The 20,367-nt window shown below is 41.4% G+C and carries 18 protein-coding genes and 1 tRNA gene; 11 read left to right on the plus strand and 8 right to left on the minus strand.

The features are described 5' to 3' along the window. Window positions 1-452 precede the first annotated feature (452 nt). On the minus strand, window positions 453-1,349 hold the full coding sequence (gene cynR / locus FCN14_RS14220; protein ID WP_138431959.1) for a transcriptional regulator CynR: 897 nt from the start codon (window positions 1,347-1,349) through the stop codon (window positions 453-455). Window positions 1,350-1,486: 137 nt separating this feature from the next. On the opposite strand from cynR, the gene FCN14_RS14225 reads away from it, so the two are divergent. From FCN14_RS14225 to FCN14_RS14255, 7 genes are all read left to right on the plus strand, one after another. Then, entirely contained in the window at window positions 1,487-2,212 is a 726-nt protein-coding gene (locus FCN14_RS14225; RefSeq protein ID WP_212747655.1) for a hypothetical protein, read from the plus strand. A 48-nt stretch (window positions 2,213-2,260) separates the two neighbouring features. Further along, window positions 2,261-2,330: transfer RNA gene (locus tag FCN14_RS14230), tRNA-Cys, on the plus strand. 14 nt (window positions 2,331-2,344) lie between these two features. Continuing rightward, window positions 2,345-3,142, plus strand: a complete 798-nt coding sequence (locus FCN14_RS14235; protein WP_138431961.1) for a YggS family pyridoxal phosphate-dependent enzyme — start codon at window positions 2,345-2,347, stop codon at window positions 3,140-3,142. Between the two features lie 16 nt (window positions 3,143-3,158). Beyond that, window positions 3,159-3,845 carry a type 1 glutamine amidotransferase gene (locus FCN14_RS14240; protein ID WP_138431962.1) on the plus strand — a complete coding sequence of 229 codons (687 nt, stop codon included), beginning with the start codon at window positions 3,159-3,161 and terminating at the stop codon, window positions 3,843-3,845. Beyond that, window positions 3,845-4,660, plus strand: a complete 816-nt coding sequence (gene thiD / locus FCN14_RS14245; protein ID WP_138431963.1) for a bifunctional hydroxymethylpyrimidine kinase/phosphomethylpyrimidine kinase — start codon at window positions 3,845-3,847, stop codon at window positions 4,658-4,660. Before FCN14_RS14240 ends, thiD begins: the two co-directional genes overlap by 1 nt. A 485-nt stretch (window positions 4,661-5,145) precedes the next feature. Further along, on the plus strand, window positions 5,146-5,355 hold the full coding sequence (locus FCN14_RS14250; protein ID WP_138431964.1) for a cold-shock protein: 210 nt from the start codon (window positions 5,146-5,148) through the stop codon (window positions 5,353-5,355). A 227-nt stretch (window positions 5,356-5,582) separates the two neighbouring features. Next, a complete protein-coding gene (locus FCN14_RS14255; RefSeq protein WP_138431965.1) occupies window positions 5,583-5,789 on the plus strand; it encodes a dodecin in 207 nt (68 codons plus the stop codon). Window positions 5,790-5,793: 4 nt separating this feature from the next. Here FCN14_RS14255 and FCN14_RS14260 read toward each other — a convergent pair whose 3' ends face one another. From FCN14_RS14260 to FCN14_RS14270, 3 genes are all read right to left on the minus strand, one after another. Then, window positions 5,794-7,611: an ATP-binding protein gene (locus FCN14_RS14260; RefSeq protein ID WP_212747656.1), complete on the minus strand. Its 1,818-nt coding sequence runs from the start codon at window positions 7,609-7,611 to the stop codon at window positions 5,794-5,796. A 120-nt stretch (window positions 7,612-7,731) separates the two neighbouring features. Continuing rightward, window positions 7,732-8,175 (minus strand): SufE family protein, encoded by a 444-nt coding sequence (locus FCN14_RS14265; RefSeq protein ID WP_138431967.1) that lies wholly within the window; start codon window positions 8,173-8,175, stop codon window positions 7,732-7,734. Window positions 8,176-8,240: 65 nt separating this feature from the next. Next, complete coding sequence (locus tag FCN14_RS14270) at window positions 8,241-9,506, minus strand: PAS domain-containing protein (protein WP_138431968.1); 1,266 nt, start codon at window positions 9,504-9,506, stop codon at window positions 8,241-8,243. A 191-nt stretch (window positions 9,507-9,697) separates the two neighbouring features. On the opposite strand from FCN14_RS14270, the gene FCN14_RS14275 reads away from it, so the two are divergent. After that, window positions 9,698-10,459 carry a formylglycine-generating enzyme family protein gene (locus FCN14_RS14275; protein WP_246043176.1) on the plus strand — a complete coding sequence of 254 codons (762 nt, stop codon included), beginning with the start codon at window positions 9,698-9,700 and terminating at the stop codon, window positions 10,457-10,459. 94 nt (window positions 10,460-10,553) lie between these two features. On the opposite strand, the gene FCN14_RS14280 is transcribed toward FCN14_RS14275, so the two are convergent. Further along, window positions 10,554-11,717: an acyl-CoA dehydrogenase gene (locus tag FCN14_RS14280; protein WP_138431969.1), complete on the minus strand. Its 1,164-nt coding sequence runs from the start codon at window positions 11,715-11,717 to the stop codon at window positions 10,554-10,556. Between the two features lie 248 nt (window positions 11,718-11,965). Between FCN14_RS14280 and FCN14_RS14285 the strand changes: the two genes are divergently transcribed. The 3 genes from FCN14_RS14285 to meaB all read left to right on the plus strand — a co-directional run bounded on the left by FCN14_RS14285 (window position 11,966) and on the right by meaB (window position 17,402). Continuing rightward, window positions 11,966-13,987 (plus strand): methylmalonyl-CoA mutase family protein, encoded by a 2,022-nt coding sequence (locus tag FCN14_RS14285; RefSeq protein ID WP_171032948.1) that lies wholly within the window; start codon window positions 11,966-11,968, stop codon window positions 13,985-13,987. Window positions 13,988-14,030: 43 nt separating this feature from the next. Next, window positions 14,031-16,163 carry a methylmalonyl-CoA mutase gene (scpA, locus tag FCN14_RS14290; RefSeq protein ID WP_138431971.1) on the plus strand — a complete coding sequence of 711 codons (2,133 nt, stop codon included), beginning with the start codon at window positions 14,031-14,033 and terminating at the stop codon, window positions 16,161-16,163. Between the two features lie 138 nt (window positions 16,164-16,301). Then, window positions 16,302-17,402 carry a methylmalonyl Co-A mutase-associated GTPase MeaB gene (meaB, locus tag FCN14_RS14295; RefSeq protein WP_138431972.1) on the plus strand — a complete coding sequence of 367 codons (1,101 nt, stop codon included), beginning with the start codon at window positions 16,302-16,304 and terminating at the stop codon, window positions 17,400-17,402. Window positions 17,403-17,562: 160 nt separating this feature from the next. Here the strand turns inward: meaB and FCN14_RS14300 are convergent, their stop codons facing one another. From FCN14_RS14300 to folP, 3 genes are all read right to left on the minus strand, one after another. Then, window positions 17,563-18,435, minus strand: coding sequence for a DUF4097 family beta strand repeat-containing protein (locus FCN14_RS14300; protein ID WP_138431973.1), 873 nt, complete (start codon window positions 18,433-18,435; stop codon window positions 17,563-17,565). An 82-nt stretch (window positions 18,436-18,517) separates the two neighbouring features. Next, window positions 18,518-19,336, minus strand: coding sequence for a diadenylate cyclase CdaA (cdaA, locus tag FCN14_RS14305; RefSeq protein ID WP_138431974.1), 819 nt, complete (start codon window positions 19,334-19,336; stop codon window positions 18,518-18,520). Between the two features lie 118 nt (window positions 19,337-19,454). Then, window positions 19,455-20,315, minus strand: coding sequence for a dihydropteroate synthase (gene folP / locus FCN14_RS14310; RefSeq protein WP_246043177.1), 861 nt, complete (start codon window positions 20,313-20,315; stop codon window positions 19,455-19,457). Window positions 20,316-20,367: the final 52 nt, after the last annotated feature.

Below are 20,367 nucleotides of genomic sequence, written 5' to 3' on the forward strand. Positions count from 1 at the left end.
TTAATTATAAGTCACAAAAAATTCGGAAAGTATTATCCAATACGTTTATGTTCAGACAGACATTACATAAAAAAAGCCCCACAAGTATCAGTTGTGGGGCCCTAACTATTCATCAAGAGAGACGCTCATAAGTTGAGCGTTTGTAAATATCATCAGTTCCCGTTTAATAACCAAACTATAAACGAAATTTGAGTGTATATGCCTACCTCGGTATAAGCTTTTATGCCAATACAAGCTCCTTATCTATAGGCTTTTAACCGTAGGTGATCTTAAGTTGAGACATTTATAAGAAAAAGATCAACAACGGAACTATTAAAGTTTGTCCCATCAAACCAAAACTTAGTATACGATTCTGTGTTAACAAAATATACCGCTCTTGAGGAAACTATCTTTTTAAAAGGATACAATTATTTTCAATACAAACAGACCGCTCCCCATAATTATCTCTACTATCATTCATTTAACTGCCGGTACTGTTGGCGGGCAACATCCGCAAAGGTCTTGGATGCTTTATTTCGATAGCCCCCTTTTCGCCACAAGATACCTACTTCGCGCTGGGGAGATGGTTTCTCAAGGTGTATCGCCATAAGCCCTTCGGCAGCCTTCATCTCCATTGTCAGTGCCGGCAATATCGTACCAACCTTTGTGTTGTATTGAATAGCAGAAAGTAGACCGTCAATGGTATTCATTTCAATCTGTACATTAGGTTCAACTTCTTCTTCTTGAGCAACCGCATCCCAAATCCTTCGGGTACAATAACCATGGGAAAGCAATAACAGCTGCTGCCCATCCATCTCTTTAACATCAATAGCCGTGCGGTCAGCCAATTTGTGCCCAGCATTTACAATCATCAACAACTGCTCGCTGAAAATACGATCAAAGTCGAGCTCTGAATACACCGAGGGGTTAAAACTAATACCAATATCCAGCTCATGATTATATAACTTTTCTTCAAGTAAAGGAGCAGAAAGTTCTTCAATTGCCAGCTTAACCTTAGGATATTCGCGGGAGAAGTGAGAAACTACCCGGGGTATGAGATATGCGTTGACCGTTTGCACAACACCTATACTCAAAGTGCCTCGACAAAGTCCTTCAAGATCTTCAATCGCATTTTTAGCTTCTTTTACCTCATTAATAATCTTCTTGGCCCGTTGATGAAGAATCTCCCCTGCTTCAGTAAATCGCAACCGATTGCGAGAACGATCAAACAGAGGCACCCCCAGCTCCTCTTCCATGCGTTTTACCTGCTGCGATAACGCTGACTGTGAGATAAATAGTTTTTCTGCGGCTGCGGTAAACGTTCCTTCTTCTGCTATTGACACCAAATATTTTAATTGTCGTAGCTCCATATCAACTATAAGTTATACTTATGATAGTAAGAAGTAAATATCGATAGACTTATAACTAAAATCCAGCTAATTTCCTCTTCACAGTTATAAACAAACTTTAAAAAACAAATATGGAATTGCGGATACTACTTTCAACTTTGACTTTTCTTATCACACTTAGCGGGATTGTCTCAACCAGTACTGCTCAAATAGCACCTGAAGAGGAGATAGCCCTCCTCAACACCGCAGATATGGACCTTAACCAAGCAGTGGTTAGCTATCAAAACGAACTTGACCTACTCATCTTCGAAATGAGTGTGAAAGGAACCGCCGGCAACACAACACCCGAGCCCGCCGGCCAAATGAACGGCGCACCCGTACTGGGTTACATTTTCCCTACAACACTCAATCCTTCAGACGTAGGTTTCGGCAACGTTGAAGGCATCGTGGCTTTTGCCGTGACCTCTCATCCCGACTTTGACGACACCCCATTATGGGATGAGAATAATGACAAAAATTATGAAAACGACGGCAATTCTTTCCACACGCACTGGGTTGTACTGGAAAAAAATGAGGATACTCCCGAAGGACTAGCCGTCAAGGAATTAAAGAAAGAAAAACAAAGCGTAGTACTCCCGCCTACTAATCCCGGTATGCCGATGTACCTCGATTCGCCCGGATTTTCCGTGGTATTCCGGGAGCACACCCTAAAGGTTGCTGTGCCGGCGCAACGAGTAAACAATAAAAGGTCATTTAGTTACGACGGCGTAACTGCATACATGGAAGTATCCACTGATTTGGAACAACCCATGCTAGGGGTATATGCCATCTATGAGGTGCTTTCCGGTGATTTACGCTTGCCTTATAATGTACAATTTAAATAAATAGAACTCTAACCCTACCGGTGTAGGAGCCCTGATAGGCTTATAACTGGCGATGTGACCGAGTGGTAGGTTGAAGCTTGCAAAGCTTCGTACGGAGGTTCGAATCCTCCCATCGCCTCAATTTTTTACTTTATGACTAACTCCATTCCCCGTAATATCAGAATTGTTAAAAAACGCATAGTAAAAGCCTGTGATCGTGTCGGGCGTAATCCCGAATCTGTTCAAATAATACTGGCTACAAAGGAAGTAGAACCCAAACGAATTCTTGAAGCAAAACAATACGGATATGGTATTGCAGCTGAAAACAAGGTGCAAGAAGCAGAAGAAAAAATCAAAAAGATGGCTGATCGTGCCAGCGAACTATCTTGGCACTTCATTGGGCACCTGCAAAGCAATAAGGTCAACAAAGTGGTTCGCTTCGCCTCAATGATTCAATCGATTGACCGTATAAAAATTGTTCATAAGCTAAACCAGCGACTTACAAAAGTTGACAAAACGATGGATGCCTTGGTGCAAGTTAATACCTCCGGTGAAGACAGTAAATACGGCATTGCCCCCGATGAAACGATCGAATTTATCAAAACGGCCTCTGAATATGATCGTCTGAGTATTAAGGGTCTAATGACTATTGGACTATTCTCCGATAATTGGCCAAAGGTGCGGGCCGGCTTTCGCCAGCTGCGTAAATTACGGGATACTATAGCTGCAGAACAGATTGACAACGTTTCAATGAAACATCTTTCAATGGGTATGACCAATGACTTTGAGCTGGCTATTGAGGAAGGAGCAACAATGGTCCGGCTGGGACGTGCGGTTTTTGGTGATCGCGATACCCCCGACTCCTACTATTGGCCCGGCATAGGCATGCCCGCTTTTAATACAGAATCAAACAAAAAGGGCGTTGAGATATCTCCTTATAAGCCCATCTAAAATATACTAATTGCCAATGCACATTCATTACCTGCAACATGTAAATTTTGAAGGGCTTGGTTATATCCGAACTTGGGTTGAACAAAATGGACACCCCCTAACAAGCACCCATCTTTATAAGAATGAATCACTACCTCAACCTGAAGAAATCGATGCTCTAATTATTTTGGGTGGCCCTATGGGGGTAGATGATGAGAAGCGGTACTCATGGCTTAACGATGAGAAAAAGTTTATTGCCTCTTGTATTAACCAACAGAAAAAGGTGCTGGGTATTTGCTTGGGGGCACAGCTTATTGCCCATTTATTGGGAGCTGAAGTATATATGATGAATCAAAAAGAGATCGGCTGGTTCCCTGTAAATTGGTCTGATGAAGCCCGAAGCCACCCGACCTTAAATTTTCTGCCTACCCAACAAAAAGTACTGCACTGGCATGGTGATATGTTTGAAGTTCCCGATAAGGCCCTGCCCCTTGGAACCAGCAGGACATGCTCTAATCAAGGCTTTTTTATCCCCACCCAAACTTTGGGATTACAATTTCACTTGGAGATTACCAACGAAGGCTTAAAAAACCTTATTAACCACTCCAGCAAAAAACTCTGGAAAGAACCTTTCATCCAGGAACCGAGAGAGATGCTTAACAGCAAGCTTTTTGGCGAGAACCATCAAACAATGGCAAATATTCTAACCCAATTCTTTGACTGATGCAAAAAGTTAAAAACCCTCAACCCACCGCTCTTACCATTGCCGGCAGTGATCCCATCGGCGGGGCCGGCCTGCAGGCTGACCTTAAAACCTTTGCTGCATTTGGGGTATATGGCATGACAGCCATCACCACCCTTACAATTGGCAATACCAACGGCGTTTACGATACCATTACCATACCGCCTGCTGCTGTATTTTCTCAAATCAAAGCCGTATATGAAGATATCGCTCCCCACTGCGTTAAAACCGGCCTCCTGGGAAGTCCGAAAAACATTGTTGACATTGCCAATGAACTTCCCAAACTCACCCCTTGCCCCCTGGTGGTTGATCCGGTTATGGCTACCAAACGAGGTGATGTATTGGCTTCTAATGAAGAAGTTTCGGCCTACTATTCGCATCTTATTCCCATTGCCAATGTGGTTACCCCCAATATTAGAGAAGCTGAAATACTTTCGGGGCTCACTATAGAAAGGCCGGAGGTTATGCCCATGGCTGCAAAACAAATTCTCGACTTTGGATGTGATGCAGTTATTATCAAAGGTGGTTATTTTGATAACTGGAAATACTCCAACGATCTTTTTTATGATGGGTCTGATGAAATATGGCTTCGTTCTGATCGTATATTAACTCCAAACACACACGGTACCGGCGACGCCTTCTCTGCTGCTATAGCGGCACTCTTAGCAAAAGGAATAGACCTCTCAAAAGTAGTTTCCATAGCTAAAGACTATACCAGCCGTGCTATCCAAAATAATCTTGATCTGGGCCAGGGAGAAGGACCTATAAACTTTCACACTGCTACCAACCACGAATAAACCTAATATGCGTTTTACATTTCATTCCCATCCTTATAATTACATTCGACTAATGTTGCTGCTCTAATTATAAACATCAACTTTAAAATGTAATAATTTCTCCAACTATACCTCGCCCTTCCGGTAAATACCCCCTTGCAAAAAGACACCTGGAGACCAAATCTTAATATGAAACTGCAAATAAATTGGAAAGATATCTTAAGAATTTATATAATCAGAAAACCTAAGTATATATGTTAGGGTTTCTGAAAAGTTTAACCAAAAACTAAATTAACGAAGATGTATTGCATCAATACTGCAATAAACACAGTCGGAATCAGGTTTTTATATTAGAAATTTTATTAAAAACTTGAGAAATAGTGTTTTAAGTAGGGAATCCCCCAAAAATATACTATACTTAGTCGTTCAACCGCTATTTATTGCGTTAGCAAGGCGTTTTTGAACATTTAAGTAGCACACGAAGTAAAATTTCTTGGAGATTTAACATGGCAGATCGCGAAGTAGGTACAGTAAAATGGTTCCATAATGGCAAAGGTTATGGATTTATCACTAGAGAAGAAGGCGAAGACATTTTCGTACACTTCAGTGAAATTGAGATGGAAGGCTATAAAAAATTAGAAGAAGGCCAGGAAGTCGAATTCACTGTAGCAGAAGGGGAGAAAGGCTTGCAAGCGCAAGAAGTTATTCCCGTCTAATCTATTTGCATAAGTATCATTCCAAAGCGTCATCATTTCGGTGACGCTTTTTTTTTGATACTTTGCAATATAAATAGTGGGGCTTACATATCTCCCTAACTCGCGCCGAGATATTTTACATCCGGCGACTTAACCTTTGATAGAGGGAGTATAGCACCCTTAAAGCTATGGCTTAGAAAATTTCGCAAAAACTTCTTAATAAAAAATAACCCTTTAATCTTATTGCTATGGATAATCATACCTATAAAAAGATTGAAATTACAGGAACCTCTGATAAATCCCTGGAAGAAGCTATTGAAAATGCTATTAACAAAGCTTCACAAACCGTGGATGACATGAGTTGGTTCGAGGTTACCGAGACCAGAGGTAGCATTAAAGGTGGGGAAGTAGAACAATGGCAGGTAGGCCTTAAGGTAGGCTTTACTTTAAAGTAACTGTTTATTGCTTGTCCAGTATATAGAATTCAAGCTTCTTTTGTAGCTCAGGAGGATTAAAAGGCTTCGTTAGGTAATCGTTCATTCCCGAAGCAAACACCTGCTCTTTGACTTCTTTCAATGCTGCAGCGGTAAGAGCTACAATAGGTACGCTTGACTTCTTCTTGTCCGACATCTTCCGAATTTTTCGAGTTGCTTCATAACCATCCATAACGGGCATTTGTAAATCCATTAGTATTAGATTTACATATTGCTCTTTGAGAGTTTCTACCGCCTCTTCCCCGTCACCAACAACAACAGCTTCAATATTCCATTTGTCAAGAAAACGCATCATCACTTTCTGATTTATGGCGTTATCTTCAACTACCATAACCGTGGCTCCATTTAATGAGTCGGGCAAACTAAACTGATTAAAAGAGGTTGTCTGTGCATTTTCATCCGGATTAGCATCAAAGGGTATTTCTACAAAAAAGGTGCTACCTTTACCCTTTTTACTTTCAAGGTAAATTTCACCGCCCTGGAGTTCAACAAGCTTTTTACTGATGGTGAGTCCCAAGCCTGTACCTCCAAAAACACGTGATGTATCACTTCGCTCTTGGGTAAAGCTTTTAAAAATTTCACTCTTTTTTTCTTCTGATATCCCGATACCGGTATCACATACACTGAATTTTATTTGGTAAGGCTCTTTATCTTCCATCAACTGTACGATAACACCTACACTCCCCTCTTCTGTAAACTTAACAGCATTACTAACCAGATTATTAATAATTTGGGTCAACCTGTTGGGGTCACCGATCAAAACATCGGGCAAATCATCCTTCATATCTATATACAGACGTACATCTTTTTTACTGGCAGTAAAACGGAAACTTTCAATTACACTATTTAATACATCCTCAAGCTTAAATGGGACTTCTTCAAATTCAATTTTACCCGACTCAATTTTTGAAAAATCCAACACATCATTAATCAACGAGAGCAATGTTTTTGCGGAGAAATCAAGGATTTCCAACTGCTCGAGCTGATCTTCGCGGGGATTATCTTTAACCAATAAATTCGTCATCCCAATAATAGCATTCATGGGCGTCCGAATTTCATGACTCATCGTTGTTAAAAATTCAGATTTTGCCTTAGAGCCTTCTTCTACCTTAGCTTTTGCTTCTTTCAGCTCATCAACCTTTTCTTCAAGCTGTTCTTTTTTCTGAATTAATTTTTTGTTGAGCTCGCGAGTCTCTTTTAAAAGCTCTTCTGTCTGCCGTTCAGCTAACTCTTTTGTATCTGAAAACTTATTAAACGTCATCCAGGTTGTTACAAATGCAGCCCCTAAAATAGACCACTTCAAGAAAGCACCTTCACCGGCCGATAATACTATTTGATCAAATATTACATAATCTAAAACAAGATAGCATCCTACAGAAAATCCGATACCGATATTACGTAAATTGGTATTCTTATGATCAAAAATAAGAATTGCCAAACCACTGGCGGGGATATAAAATGCCTGGATAAACATCTCTTTGCCAAAAACAGAACTTAGAATAAGAATGCCAATATCAACATAGGCCAGTAACAGCAATTTAGACATCTTCTCATATCCTTTACGGGCTAAAAAAGGAATAAGGGTAAAAGCCACTGACATGCTGAGGAAAAACCAAGAAAGCGATATGGAATTATTTAGCCAAAAGGCAATAAGAAAAAGTAGCGATGTTGCTGCCAGAGAAAAAGAAACATTGTGTAGCACAATTATACCAGTTTTCCTGATCCGGCTTACACGGTCCTGAACCAAGTCTTTAGCCAAGGCAAACTGTTTTAAGCTAGACAATAAATGCATATTCTTGTGCCACCGCATTTTTCAAATTATGGAAGAAATAAAACACCTAAAAAAGACAATAATATGAGAAATATAAATGGATATAAGAAAAACTTCTGTCGGTTCCCCTGACTATGCTTCTTCTTTTTGTTGTTTTAGCTTCGTTTTATATGCCATGGCATAAATCTTCATCTGTTTTACCATTGCAGCAAGTCCATTAGATCGGGTAGGAGAAAGATGTTCTTCCATCCCTATTTTTTTAATAAAATCGGGACTTGTAGAAATTATTGTATCTGGCTCTTGACCAGAGTAAAAACGAACCATAAGCGCCACCAATCCCTTTGTAATGGCAGCATCACTGTCGGCTTCAAAAATCACCTTCCCATTTTCTAAATAGGTATGTAACCATACCTGTGACTGACAGCCGCGCACTAAATTTTCTTCCACCTTATATTCCTCATCAAGAGGATCGAGCTGCCGACCGAGTTCAATAATATGCTTATACCGATCAGTCCAGTCACTTAACGCTTTAAACTCATTTATAATTTGTAGTTGTAGCTCTTGAATATCGGCCATGGATAGTAGTAGTAGATAATTTATTTATCGCTATAATAATACGAATAAATATCTATAAATTAAGATTAAGCTTCTGTCTTTTTATACGCTTCATCCAAAGATACAGCACAACGAATATTACTGACTGTTTCCTGTTGAGAATCCCACTGTGGCTTACAATAATCAAGCACCTCAATATAATTTCCATCTTTTGAAAGAAGACGATACTTGCAGGTAGAACTCTCCCCATTCTGAACCTTTTTTAGATGCGACCAATAAGTATTGATATCATCTTCGTGGATAAATTTCTCTGCCGCCCATTCACCTTCCACAGAATCATTGGGTATACCTGTTACTTCAAAAAACTCAGATGAAAAGCTTTGAAATACAGGCTTATTACCTTCAAAGTCCACCGTATAAGTAAACTCAGAGGCTTTCTCTACCACACGTACATAATTTGAGTTCCTTTTTTTTAAAGCATCCATTACCCGCTTTTTTAGTGATATATTCTCAAATTCCACCCGAATTAAGCGCTGATCTTGAAGATCCATAATTTGGGCATTAGCTTTAACCTGTATAGGAACACCACTTTTATGTTTTAAAATACTTTTGAACTCCTCTCCTTCTGAACCGATCTCTTCAATACCACTTTCGAACCAACCCGAAAGCATACGCATATATTTATCAGGGAACAGATCCCACGCTTTTACACGCTTAAGCTCATCTTTATTATACCCTACCAACTCACGAAACGACTTATTTGCCATTACGATGTTACCCTGTATATCAACATCTACTACAGTACGTTTTGACTCCTTACGAAGGTTGTCAAATTCAATCTTCTGGTCTACCAGCTTTTCTTCGGCACGCTTACGTTCTGTAATATCATGCTGATAAGATACCCAATGGGTGATCTCACCATCTTTATTTTTTAGCGGATGGATATCCCACTGATTTACAAACTCTGATCCATCTTTTTTATAATTTACGGTCTGACCAAAAAAGGAACGCCCCTCTTCAAGACGCTTCTTTAACTTTTCTAAAACTTTGGGATCTGTTTTAGGCCCTTGTAATATACGTGGCGTTTTTCCAATAACCTCCTCTTTAGAATAGCCGGTCATCTTGCAAAATCCATCATTTACGTACACGATCTTGGGGCCAGGCTTCTCCAAGCTTAATTCTGTTATTATTATAGAATCATAATCACTGCGAATTGCAGACTCAAGAAGACGTAGCCTTTTTTCCTTTTCGTCTCTTTCTTCAATGAGATCTTCAACGATCTCCTTCACTTTTCCAAAAGACTCTTCATCCTCACAATATTTCTTGAGCGTAATTACCTTGTCTGACCACATACTAATACAGGACCTTAAACCTAATTAACAGAAATTTTAATTTTCGTTTAGGAAAACTTCACCTGAAACCACTCAAAGCTAACAACATTATAATCAACTATCATTCCAAATAATCTCATATTTTTTTTGTTTAGAATCAAATTCCACAATACATTATACTACCATAGTAGTATTTATAGAAAAATCATCAGATGATGGAAAAGAAGTACCTGCTAATTCCCGCACTCTTCATTGTATTCAACGCCTGTAGTATCTTTAAATCATCCATCAATTCTATTCCCAAACCTGAAATGGTATTTCTTAAAGGTGGTACCTTTACAATGGGGGATGTCTGGGGGAAAGATGATCCCGATGCTACTCCCATTCACAAAATCAACCTCTCAGATTTTAGAATTGGTAAATACGAAATTACTTATAAACAGTACGATGCTTTCGCTCGTAAAACGGGTCGCCCGCTACCACCTTCCGACTCACTGGGACGAGGAAATAGAGCAGTAGTATATGTAAGTTGGCAAGATGCGAAGGCTTTTTGTCAATACCACGGCTGGCGACTACCCACCGAACAGGAATGGGAATATGCTGCCCGCAGTGGTGGCCAAAAAATGAAATATGCGGGCACTAATAATATTGACAGCCTATCGGCTTATGCCCGGTATGATGATAACAGTGCCCCCTACTCTTATAAAGTGGGCTCAAAAAAGCCGAATAAAGCAGGCCTATATGATATGAGCGGTAATGTATTCGAGTGGATTGGGGATTACTACCAATTTTATCCCCAAAAAGGACAGAAACCAAAATGGGATAGCCTGGGAGTACAATCTGTAAAAATAATGAGGGGAGGTAGCTTTAGAGAGCCAAAGTATATATCTGCAACTTATCGCCGAGTAGGCACCCTCCCTGAAGCAGAAGAATATGATATCGGTTTTCGATGCGTAGAACCGCTAAATAACTAATGATGACGTAAAAAAGAAGGGCCACAACAATCTGTGTCCCCTCTTTCATATTTTTTGGCAAGATGTATAGCCTTGCCTAATAGCTTCGAGTCAGTTATTTCAAAAGCAACTTTGAAATTGTATTCAACTGCATATTGGAAGTCCCCTCATAAATTTTACCAATCTTGGCGTCACGATAGAATTTTTCTACCGGGTACTCCTTCACATAGCCATATCCGCCAAACAGATCAACTGCCTGAGAACTCACGCTCTCAGCAACTTCTGATGAGTGATACTTTGCCATTGCCGCTTCCTTTAAGAACTTCTGCCCATTTTCTTTCATCCGCGCTGCATTATAAACCAGTAACCGAGCGGTCTCAATATCAGTTGCCATCTTAGCCAACTGGAATTGAACACCTTGGAAGTCTGAAATAGATTTCCCAAACTGCTCACGCTCTTGGGTATACTCAACGGCAGCATCCAATGCTCCTTGGGCGATGCCGATCATCTGGGCCCCAATACCGATTCGACCTTCATTTAGGGTTTCAATAGCTACCTTATATCCTTTCCCTACTTCACCCAGCACATTTTCTTTCGGTACTTTGCAATCTTCAAGAAGAATTTCACAGGTTGAGCTTGCACGTATACCCAGTTTATTTTCTTTTTTAGAAACAGAAAAACCTTCAAAATCTTTTTCCACGATGAAAGCAGTAATACCCTTATAGCCTGCATCCGCATCTACAGTAGCAAAAACCAAGAATATGTCAGCCTCATTAGCATTTGTAATCCACATTTTTGATCCATTTAGGACATAATGATCTCCCTCATCTTTAGCCGAAGCTTTTAGAGCAAAAGCATCACTCCCTGATCCCGCCTCAGATAGGCAATAAGCCCCAACCTTTTCGGTTGCCAGCTGCGGCAGGTAACGTTCTTTGATATCATCACTTCCAAAATTCAGAAAAGCGTTGTTAACAAGGGTATTTTGTACATCCATAAACACACCGGCAGAAGCATCTACGCGAGAAATCTGCTCAATAGCAACAATGGACATAAAGAACGAACCGCCACCACCACTGTAATTCTCGGGAATTTCGATGCCCATCAATCCCATATCAAAAAACTCTTGTACCAATTCGGGATCAAGCTTCGCTTTTTCGTCCATCTCATGCACTTTAGGCTTGATGGAGCTTTCTGCAAAATCACGTGCCGCATCCCTAAGCATTTTCTCATCTTCGGTTAGTGTAGTTAATGCGGGTACCTGTTGTTCTACCTGTTCCATAGAATAACTTCCTTCATGTTCATAAATATTCAAATTTAAGTGGAGCAATATAGTAATAAGTGATTAAAAAATCGGGGCAATTTTTTCATTCAATGAAAAATAATTGCAAAAAATGCTATCTATTATACCTTCAATGAGAAATAATATTCTCCATAACTGTGAAAAAACGCAGTTCTTAACCAATATGTTAGTAAAGTAAGTGTAAGCTCATTATTTTGATGAGCGAAAATTGTGATCAAAAAAATATTATGAGCGATTCCAAAACGACTACCGAGTCTCTTTTTGACGAATTTCCTCCGACCTCTACAAAAGAGTGGGAAGAGGTTATTTCCAAAGATCTTAACGGGGCCGATTATAAAGAGAAACTCCGATGGGATACCGGCGAAGGCATTTCTCCACTTCCTTTTTATCGCCGAGAAAATCTCTCCTCTATTAATCGAGAATCGGTCATACACAAACAGTATTCGGATAAAACCCACAACTCATGGGAAATCCGGGCACCTATTTTTGCCCACTCTATAGAAGAGGCAAACAAAAAGGCCCTACAAGCTTTAAATCGTGGAGCTGATGGCGTTCAATTCTTTATTCATGTCCAGCGACCGGAAGGAGCCTTAGGCGGTGACCTACGTGGAATACCACTACAGAATCAAAAAGATTTTACTGATCTTTGTACTGATCTTTCACTTGAAAATACGGCAATCCATTTTGATGCAGGACTTGCGTCTCCTGCGGTATTGGCGATGCTTCGGAATGAAGTTAATAACCGAACGATCAATGCGAACAATGTCCAGGCCACATTTACCTACGACCCTTTTTCTTACATCCTCAAAAAAGGGCAATATCCAAAGGATAAAGAACAGATTTATCGACATCTCCATCAGTTAACTGACTTTACCACTAATCACTTCCCGGGCGTTCAGCCCCTCTGTATTGATGCACGTTTTTATCATAACACGGGAGGCACTATTGCACAAGAGTTGGGATATGCTCTTTCAGCTGCTTCAGAATATTTATCAATACTTAGCGAGAAGGGGGACAACATTGATGATGTAGCTGACATGCTGCATTTTAACTTTTCTGTGGGATCTAACTATTTTTTGGAAATTGCCAAATTACGAGCTGCACGTCTGCTTTGGAAAAACCTATTGGATGCCTATGGCGGTGATACCAATCAGCAGGTGTACCTTCATAGTGAAACTTCCCAGTGGAATAAAACACTCTATGATCCCTATACCAATATGTTGCGTACCTCAACCGAAGGTATGGCCGCTGCTATAGCAGGTTGCGATGCTATGACGGTCCTCCCATTTGACCAACATTTTCGTCAACCAGATGAGTTTTCTCAACGTATTGCCCGTAACCAACAGCTTATTCTCAGTGAAGAGGCACACCTCGACAAAGTAGCGGACCCGTCAGCAGGCTCCTACTATATTGAAAAACTTACTGATGCTATCGGTAAAGAGGCATGGAAACTATTTCAGGATGTAGAAGCGGAAGGGGGGCTATTTAAGGCTATCGAAAATGGCACTGTTCAATCAGCAATTCATGACGCCCAGAATATGAGAGATCAACAAGTTGCTTCTCGCGGACGAACTTTTGTAGGAACCAACCAGTACTCAAACGCTGACGAAGAAATGAAGGATAAAGTAGAGAACACGCAACATTCGGTTTCACTCGATACTTCCGATACAGACTTTGACCCTAATACAGAAAAATTGTTAGACGATCTCACCACCGCTTTTGCTGATGGGGCTCAGCTAGGGGATGTAGTTCCTGCACTATTCAACTTCGGCCGCCATCAAATTACTACTATTGCCCCCTATCGCGGCTCACTAGCTTTTGAGGTACTGCGAGTCGCCACCGAGGAGCATTCATTTACCCCACAAGTGTTAACTTTACCAATGGGAGATAACAAATGGCGGAAAGCACGTTCTACCTTTTCAGCAAACTTCTTTGGCTGTGCCGGTTACAATATTGAAGAACCTATTGGTTTTGAAAATGTGGATGCAGCTCTTAGTGAAATCAAAGAACAGCAGCCTGATATTGTTGTGCTCTGCAGTTCCGACAAGGAATACAATGAGCTGGTTCCAAACATTTGTGAGGCCATTGACAAACTCCATAACCGCCCTATTCTTGTTCTGGCAGGGTATCCTAAAGAACAGGTAAACGATTTTAAAGAAGCGGGAATAGATGAGTTTATTCATGCAAAATGCAATGTTCTCGAAACGCTCAAACGCTTTCAAGAAAAGTTGAATATAACTGTTAATTAGGAATCGGGGCTCATACCCTCCTCATTCCTAAATTTTTATTCTTATGAGACCAGATTTTTCCGATATACCTTTTACCAGCAGTTTTGATTCCAAGCAATCTGCCAATAACGATAGTTGGGAGACCCCTGAGAAGATCCCTGTAAAACCACAGTTTGATGTCTCTGATATCGAGAATTTAGAACACCTTGATTACGCAGCAGGAATTCCGCCCTACCTTCGCGGCCCTTACGCTACAATGTATACCTTTCGTCCGTGGACGATTCGTCAATATGCGGGCTTTTCTACTGCCGAAGAATCCAACAAATTTTATCGAAAAGCATTGGCCCAGGGACAAAAAGGGCTATCCGTAGCCTTTGACCTTGCCACCCACCGCGGCTACGACTCTGATCACCCCCGTGTTTCCGGCGATGTAGGAAAAGCCGGCGTGGCTATCGATTCAATATTGGATATGAAGGTTCTGTTCGACCAGATTCCCTTGGATGAGATGTCAGTATCCATGACGATGAACGGAGCCGTTATCCCGATTATGGCATTTTATATTGTCACGGCCGAAGAGCAAGGCGTATCCAAAGAAAAGCTGGCCGGGACCATCCAGAATGACATCCTCAAGGAGTTTATGGTTCGGAATACGTATATCTACCCACCGCGGCCGTCTATGCGAATCATCGGTGATATTTTTGAATATACCTCGCAGTATATGCCTAAGTTTAACTCTATCAGTGTAAGCGGTTATCATATGCAGGAGGCCGGTGCCACATGCGATATTGAACTGGCCTATACCTTGGCTGACGGCTTGGAATACCTGCGCAAGGGTATTGATGCCGGACTCAACATCGATGACTTTGCTCCGCGTATTTCATTCTTTTGGGCTATTGGGATGAATCATTTTATGGAAATTGCAAAGATGCGTGCTGCCCGACTTCTCTGGGCAAAGCTTGTCAAACAGTTCAATCCGGATAACCCTAAGTCGATGTCACTGCGTACGCACAGCCAAACATCGGGCTGGAGTCTTACCAAACAGGATCCCTATAACAATGTAGCTCGTACCACTACAGAAGCAATGGCCGCGGCACTCGGCCACACCCAATCGTTACATACGAATGCCCTTGATGAAGCCATTGCCCTTCCTACTGATTTCTCAGCCCGTATTGCCCGGAATACGCAGATCTACCTGCAAGAAGAAACGGGTATTACCAAGGCAGTAGATCCGTGGGGTGGCTCTTACTATGTAGAATATCTGACAGACCGCATTGCACGACGTGCCTGGGAACTTATCGAAGAAGTGGAAGAACTGGGCGGCATGGCCAAAGCTATTGAAACCGGGGTCCCCAAAATGCGTATCGAAGAAGCTGCCGCCCGTAAACAAGCTCGTATCGACTCAGGGCAAGAAACCATTGTGGGCGTCAACAAATATCAGCTTGACAAAGAAGAACCGATTGATATTCTTGAAGTGGACAATGAAAAGGTTCGTAACAAACAAATTGAACGACTTGAAAAATTGCGTGACAAACGCAACGAAGATGAAGTTAACTCGGCCCTAAGTGCCATAACAAAGGCGGCAGCAAGTGGCGAAGGCAATCTCTTGGAATTAGCCGTTAAAGCAGCCCGAAAGCGAGCAACACTTGGCGAAATTTCCGATGCGATGGAGATAGAGTTCGGGCGTTACAAAGCAACCGTTAGATCAGTATCAGGCGTGTATTCTTCAGAAATAGACAAAGACGAAAACTTTAAAAAAGCCCAACAACTTGCTGACGACTTTGCCGAACTGGCCGGACGACGCCCCCGTATTATGGTTGCCAAAATGGGACAAGACGGACACGATCGGGGAGCAAAAGTGATCTCTACCAGCTTTGCTGACCTTGGCTTTGATGTAGATATCGGCCCGCTGTTCCAAACTCCGGAAGAGGCAGCACGACAAGCAGCAGAAAATGACGTACATATCTTGGGAGTTTCGAGTTTAGCAGCGGGCCATAAAACCCTGATTCCACAAGTTATTGATGAACTAAAAAAACTGGGTCGCGATGATATTATGGTTATTGTAGGTGGCGTTGTTCCTGAACAGGATTATGAATTTCTCTATGATAAGGGTGTTGTGGGTATTTTTGGCCCGGGCACAGTTATTTCACTGGCTGCACAACAAATATTGGAGATACTAATCGACAGCCATAATCATTAAATTAAAACCTGGAAAGTTTGAGAAGACTACTCAAAATAAATCGTTGAGACACCTCCGCCCCTCTTCAGTGAGGGATTCTATGTTCATCATCACAATTTTTTACGGCACATAACGAAGTGAGCACGCTTATACGTTACAATGGCTAAAAACCCTAATTCAAATAACGACACAAACCTCTCTGTAAATAAAGGAGTAGATCAAAATACCTCCATTAACACCAAAGGATTGGATCGTTTCAAAAACAAGCGTAAATCCTTAAACATTGATGATTATGTGTCAGGGATTAAGAATGGAGACCGCACGATTCTCAGCCAGGCCATAACACTTATTGAAAGCACTAAATCATCTGATCGCGAACTGGCACAAGATATTATTGAAGAATGCCTGCCTGAGACCGGCAACTCTATTCGCATTGGTATTACCGGTGTTCCTGGTGTAGGAAAGAGTACTTTTATTGAAGCACTGGGTAATTACATTATTGAAGAGGGAAATAAACTAGCGGTATTGGCAATTGACCCCAGCAGTACCCGAACCAAAGGAAGCATACTGGGCGATAAAACACGTATGGAGACCTTGGCAACCAATGACAATGCTTTTATACGCCCCTCCCCGACTTCGGGCTCTCTGGGTGGGGTAGCACGTAAGACACGCGAAACGATCTACTTGTGTGAGGCTGCCGGATATGACACTATATTTATTGAAACCGTGGGAGTAGGCCAATCAGAAACTTCTGTACATTCTATGGTGGATTTCTTTCTGCTTCTTATGCTGGCTGGTGCCGGTGATGAATTGCAGGGTATTAAAAGAGGTATCATGGAGATGGCAGATACTATCGCTATTAATAAAATTGATGAGACCGCGAAAAAGACGGTTAATCAAGCGGTACAGGAGTATAAAAATGCGTTACATCTATATCCTGAAACAGCGTCCGGCTGGTCCCCGGAAGTCACCACCTGTTCGGCCCTTGCAGAGGAAGGTATAAGCGACATCTGGGATATTATCGGCGAGTATATAGAGCTTACTAAATCGAATGGCTATTTCGAAGAACAACGAAATAAACAGGCCAAACATTGGATGTATGATACCATCAGCAACCAATTAACGGAGCACTTCTATGATAACCCGGATGTAAAGAAGCAACAAGAATCCATTGAAAAAAGGGTATTGCAGGGAAAACTCAGCTCGTTTAAAGCAGCTCAAATGCTTTTAGAATTATACTTTGAAAGTATCAGCACATAAATGAAAGTTGGGTGGGGAACGCTGCGGAAGGCCAATTCCCTTAATGCTTATCTTTGGAGCTGCTGCCTGACAGTTTTACCAAAAATACACTATAAACAATAAAGGTGACTACCCATCCCAGCAGTCACCTTTATATACTAACCTAATTGTTCTACTTCCTTTACATAGTACGCAGTTCAACGTCACCGTCGTCAATATCGATCTCAACACGTGCCTCTCCACCCGAAAGTCGATAAAGTGATCGTCGCTCATCTTTGTCTAGCTCTTCGAACATATTATCTGTTCTTATACTGGCATTATCATGGCTGATATCAAAGTCGCCGCCGCCACCGGTAATATTCAATTCCAGCTCGCCATCATCGAAATCAAAGATATAGAGCCCGTCATTGGCGAGCGAAGTTGTGATATCCATCTCCCCATCATCAAAATCCGCGTCAATTTCATTAAACGCAGCCTGCCGCACATAAACATCACCGTCATCCATTCTTACCTTAAGATCACCACGGCCTTCATCCATTCGGATACTGCCATCATCAAGATCAAAGCTAAAGTCATTTCCGGTCATGCCGCTCAGATCCAAGTCAGAATCATCCGCATTCACAGAAAGAGCGCCCTCAATATCTGATATCTCATAGTCATCATCATCGCCCTGCAAGTCCAGAGAAACATTGGACGGAACTTCCAAAGTAATACGGTATTCTGATTCCACGCTACCAAACAACATTCTAAATTTCTCTGAATCTACTTCCCTGATATAAAGATCACCTCCGCGTTCCTCCACTTCAATATCAAATTCTCCACTGGATCCCAGCTTCCAACCATCCACATCGATATTTCGATAGACCACCAAATGGACATTAGAACGATCGGATCCTTCAATAGTCACATCTGCATCATCACTGTTGAGGTGCACTGTGCCACCGCTGTCAATTTCATATTCCCTGTCAAGGTTAAAAACGCCATCCTGTGCATAAACAGAGATTGACAATATTAGCGTAGCTACTAAAAGAAATAAAAACTTCAATAATTTCATGGTAATACTGATCGGTTTTAATTATTAGTCAGCATACCGATACGAGAAAAAGAGTGAATTGTTTTAAATTCTTCGAAAAGAATTAGCTCAAGTTAAGCTCAGACTGGCTGGGAGAAAATGCGACCTCTTCATCTTCGATCTCTTGTTCACCAAGCGCTTCCTTCATTTCACTTCGCAACTTTTGTATAGTAAGCCCACTGGTAAGGGATCCATTACGGGCAATAGATATGCGCCCTGTTTCTTCGGATACCACAACTACAAACACATTGTTAGTTTCTGTAATCCCCACCGCCGCTCGGTGGCGTGTTCCAAACACTGATGATATGTTCTGGTTTTGTGAAATAGGCAGATAACAACTAGCTGCTACCATCCTATTATTTCTGATCACCACAGCTCCGTCATGCAGGGGCGTATGCTTATTAAATATTGTTTGCAACAGCTGACTGTTTACTTTGGCATCCAGCTTAACCCCTACATCAACCAAATCTTGCAGCGAAGAAGTACGGGCAAAAACGATAAGAGCACCTGTTTGTGACTGGGCCATGGTTCGCACCGCATCAATCACCTCATCGATAATGGTATCTGGGTTTGAACGGACAAAAAGACGATCAAGGTTGGTGTTTTGGCCTAGCCTATAGAGCAGCTTGCGAATTTCAGGTTGGAATATGATAAATACGGCCAAGACTCCAACATCTAATATACCGCGCAGAATAAAATTAATGGTAGTAAGTCCGGCCGCACTTACTACGGCATTAATAACAATAATAAATACAAGGCCAACAGCTGCTTGAATGGCAAAGGTTCCCCGTATCCATCGGTATAGATAAAACAATACCATGGTAATAATCAGGACTTCGATAAAGTCCTTAATACCAAATTCCAAGAAACCTATGGGAATCAATGGGGTTACCTCAATTAACTAAATATTCCTTTTACAAGAATATAACGATAAATTAGAGAAGTTTTTTGTGGTACTGAAATAAATAAAATTGAAAGCACCTAAGAAAGGAATAGTGGTACTATTTCTCTTTTTCAGAGATAGCCTTATAAACCAATAATGAATCATGGGCTTCTTTCACATCGTGAACACGTATTATTTTAGCCCCTTTTCTCATTGCATCGTAGTGCAATGCTACGGTTCCGGTAACACGTCCTTCTGTTGGGCGGTCGTTCAGAATAGCACCCAACATTGACTTACGTGATGCGCCAACCATTACGGGATGTCCCAAAGCCTTGAACTTATCCAGGTGTGCCAACAACTCCAGGTTGTGATCCAACGTTTTGCCAAATCCAATACCGGGATCTACTATAACATTCTCGAGCCCCTTTTTTCTAAGCTGATCCAGCTGATCTTCAAAAAAGTGGTAAATATCATTAACCACATTTTTGTAACTGGGATCGTCTTGCATGTTTTTGGGATTACCCTGCGAATGCATCATAATGTAAGCAGCATCAAACTCCAGGCATAGATCTGCAAAACGTGGTTCTTTTTGCAAACCACTTATATCATTGATAAAATGTGTGCCCAAATTCAGGGCTTCTTTAGCAACCTTATATTTCGTGGTGTCCACCGAGAAGAAGGTATCCGGGAACTGAGGAATGGCTTTCTCCAGAATGGGTATTACCCTATTCAATTCCTCTTTTTCAGCAACAGGATCAGAACCTGGTCGTGTGGATTCTCCCCCCACATCAATAATAGAAGCACCATTGGCAACCATCGATGCAATGCGCTCCAGGGCATCATCCAGTTCATTAAATTCTCCCCCGTCTGAAAAGGAATCAGGGGTCGCATTCAAAATCCCCATAATTTGTGGAGAAGAAAGGTCGAGCCTTTGGTCTCTTATTAGAAAAGTTTGTTTCGCGGGAGAGCTTTGCTTCATTAATTGCCGGATATGAGATTACGTTACAAAGTGATTAGGCAACTACACTTAA

Origin of the sequence: Fodinibius saliphilus (assembly GCF_005869845.1) — a bacterium.
In the GTDB taxonomy this organism is placed as follows: Bacteria; Bacteroidota; Rhodothermia; order Balneolales; family Balneolaceae; genus Fodinibius; species Fodinibius saliphilus.

What these genes read in the sequence shown, in the direction of transcription:
- cynR (WP_138431959.1), bottom strand. Translation starts at nt 1,349, where the DNA reads ATGGAGCTACGACAATTAAAATATTTGGTGTCAATAGCAGAAGAAGGA.
- thiD (WP_138431963.1), top strand. Translation starts at nt 3,845, where the DNA reads ATGCAAAAAGTTAAAAACCCTCAACCCACCGCTCTTACCATTGCCGGC.
- folP (WP_246043177.1), bottom strand. Translation starts at nt 20,315, where the DNA reads ATGAAGCAAAGCTCTCCCGCGAAACAAACTTTTCTAATAAGAGACCAA.
- scpA (WP_138431971.1), top strand. Translation starts at nt 14,031, where the DNA reads ATGAGACCAGATTTTTCCGATATACCTTTTACCAGCAGTTTTGATTCC.
- FCN14_RS14300 (WP_138431973.1), bottom strand. Translation starts at nt 18,435, where the DNA reads ATGAAATTATTGAAGTTTTTATTTCTTTTAGTAGCTACGCTAATATTG.
- FCN14_RS14240 (WP_138431962.1), top strand. Translation starts at nt 3,159, where the DNA reads ATGCACATTCATTACCTGCAACATGTAAATTTTGAAGGGCTTGGTTAT.
- FCN14_RS14280 (WP_138431969.1), bottom strand. Translation starts at nt 11,717, where the DNA reads ATGGAACAGGTAGAACAACAGGTACCCGCATTAACTACACTAACCGAA.
- FCN14_RS14235 (WP_138431961.1), top strand. Translation starts at nt 2,345, where the DNA reads ATGACTAACTCCATTCCCCGTAATATCAGAATTGTTAAAAAACGCATA.
- FCN14_RS14275 (WP_246043176.1), top strand. Translation starts at nt 9,698, where the DNA reads ATGATGGAAAAGAAGTACCTGCTAATTCCCGCACTCTTCATTGTATTC.
- FCN14_RS14250 (WP_138431964.1), top strand. Translation starts at nt 5,146, where the DNA reads ATGGCAGATCGCGAAGTAGGTACAGTAAAATGGTTCCATAATGGCAAA.
- FCN14_RS14255 (WP_138431965.1), top strand. Translation starts at nt 5,583, where the DNA reads ATGGATAATCATACCTATAAAAAGATTGAAATTACAGGAACCTCTGAT.
- meaB (WP_138431972.1), top strand. Translation starts at nt 16,302, where the DNA reads ATGGCTAAAAACCCTAATTCAAATAACGACACAAACCTCTCTGTAAAT.
- FCN14_RS14270 (WP_138431968.1), bottom strand. Translation starts at nt 9,506, where the DNA reads ATGTGGTCAGACAAGGTAATTACGCTCAAGAAATATTGTGAGGATGAA.
- FCN14_RS14285 (WP_171032948.1), top strand. Translation starts at nt 11,966, where the DNA reads ATGAGCGATTCCAAAACGACTACCGAGTCTCTTTTTGACGAATTTCCT.
- FCN14_RS14265 (WP_138431967.1), bottom strand. Translation starts at nt 8,175, where the DNA reads ATGGCCGATATTCAAGAGCTACAACTACAAATTATAAATGAGTTTAAA.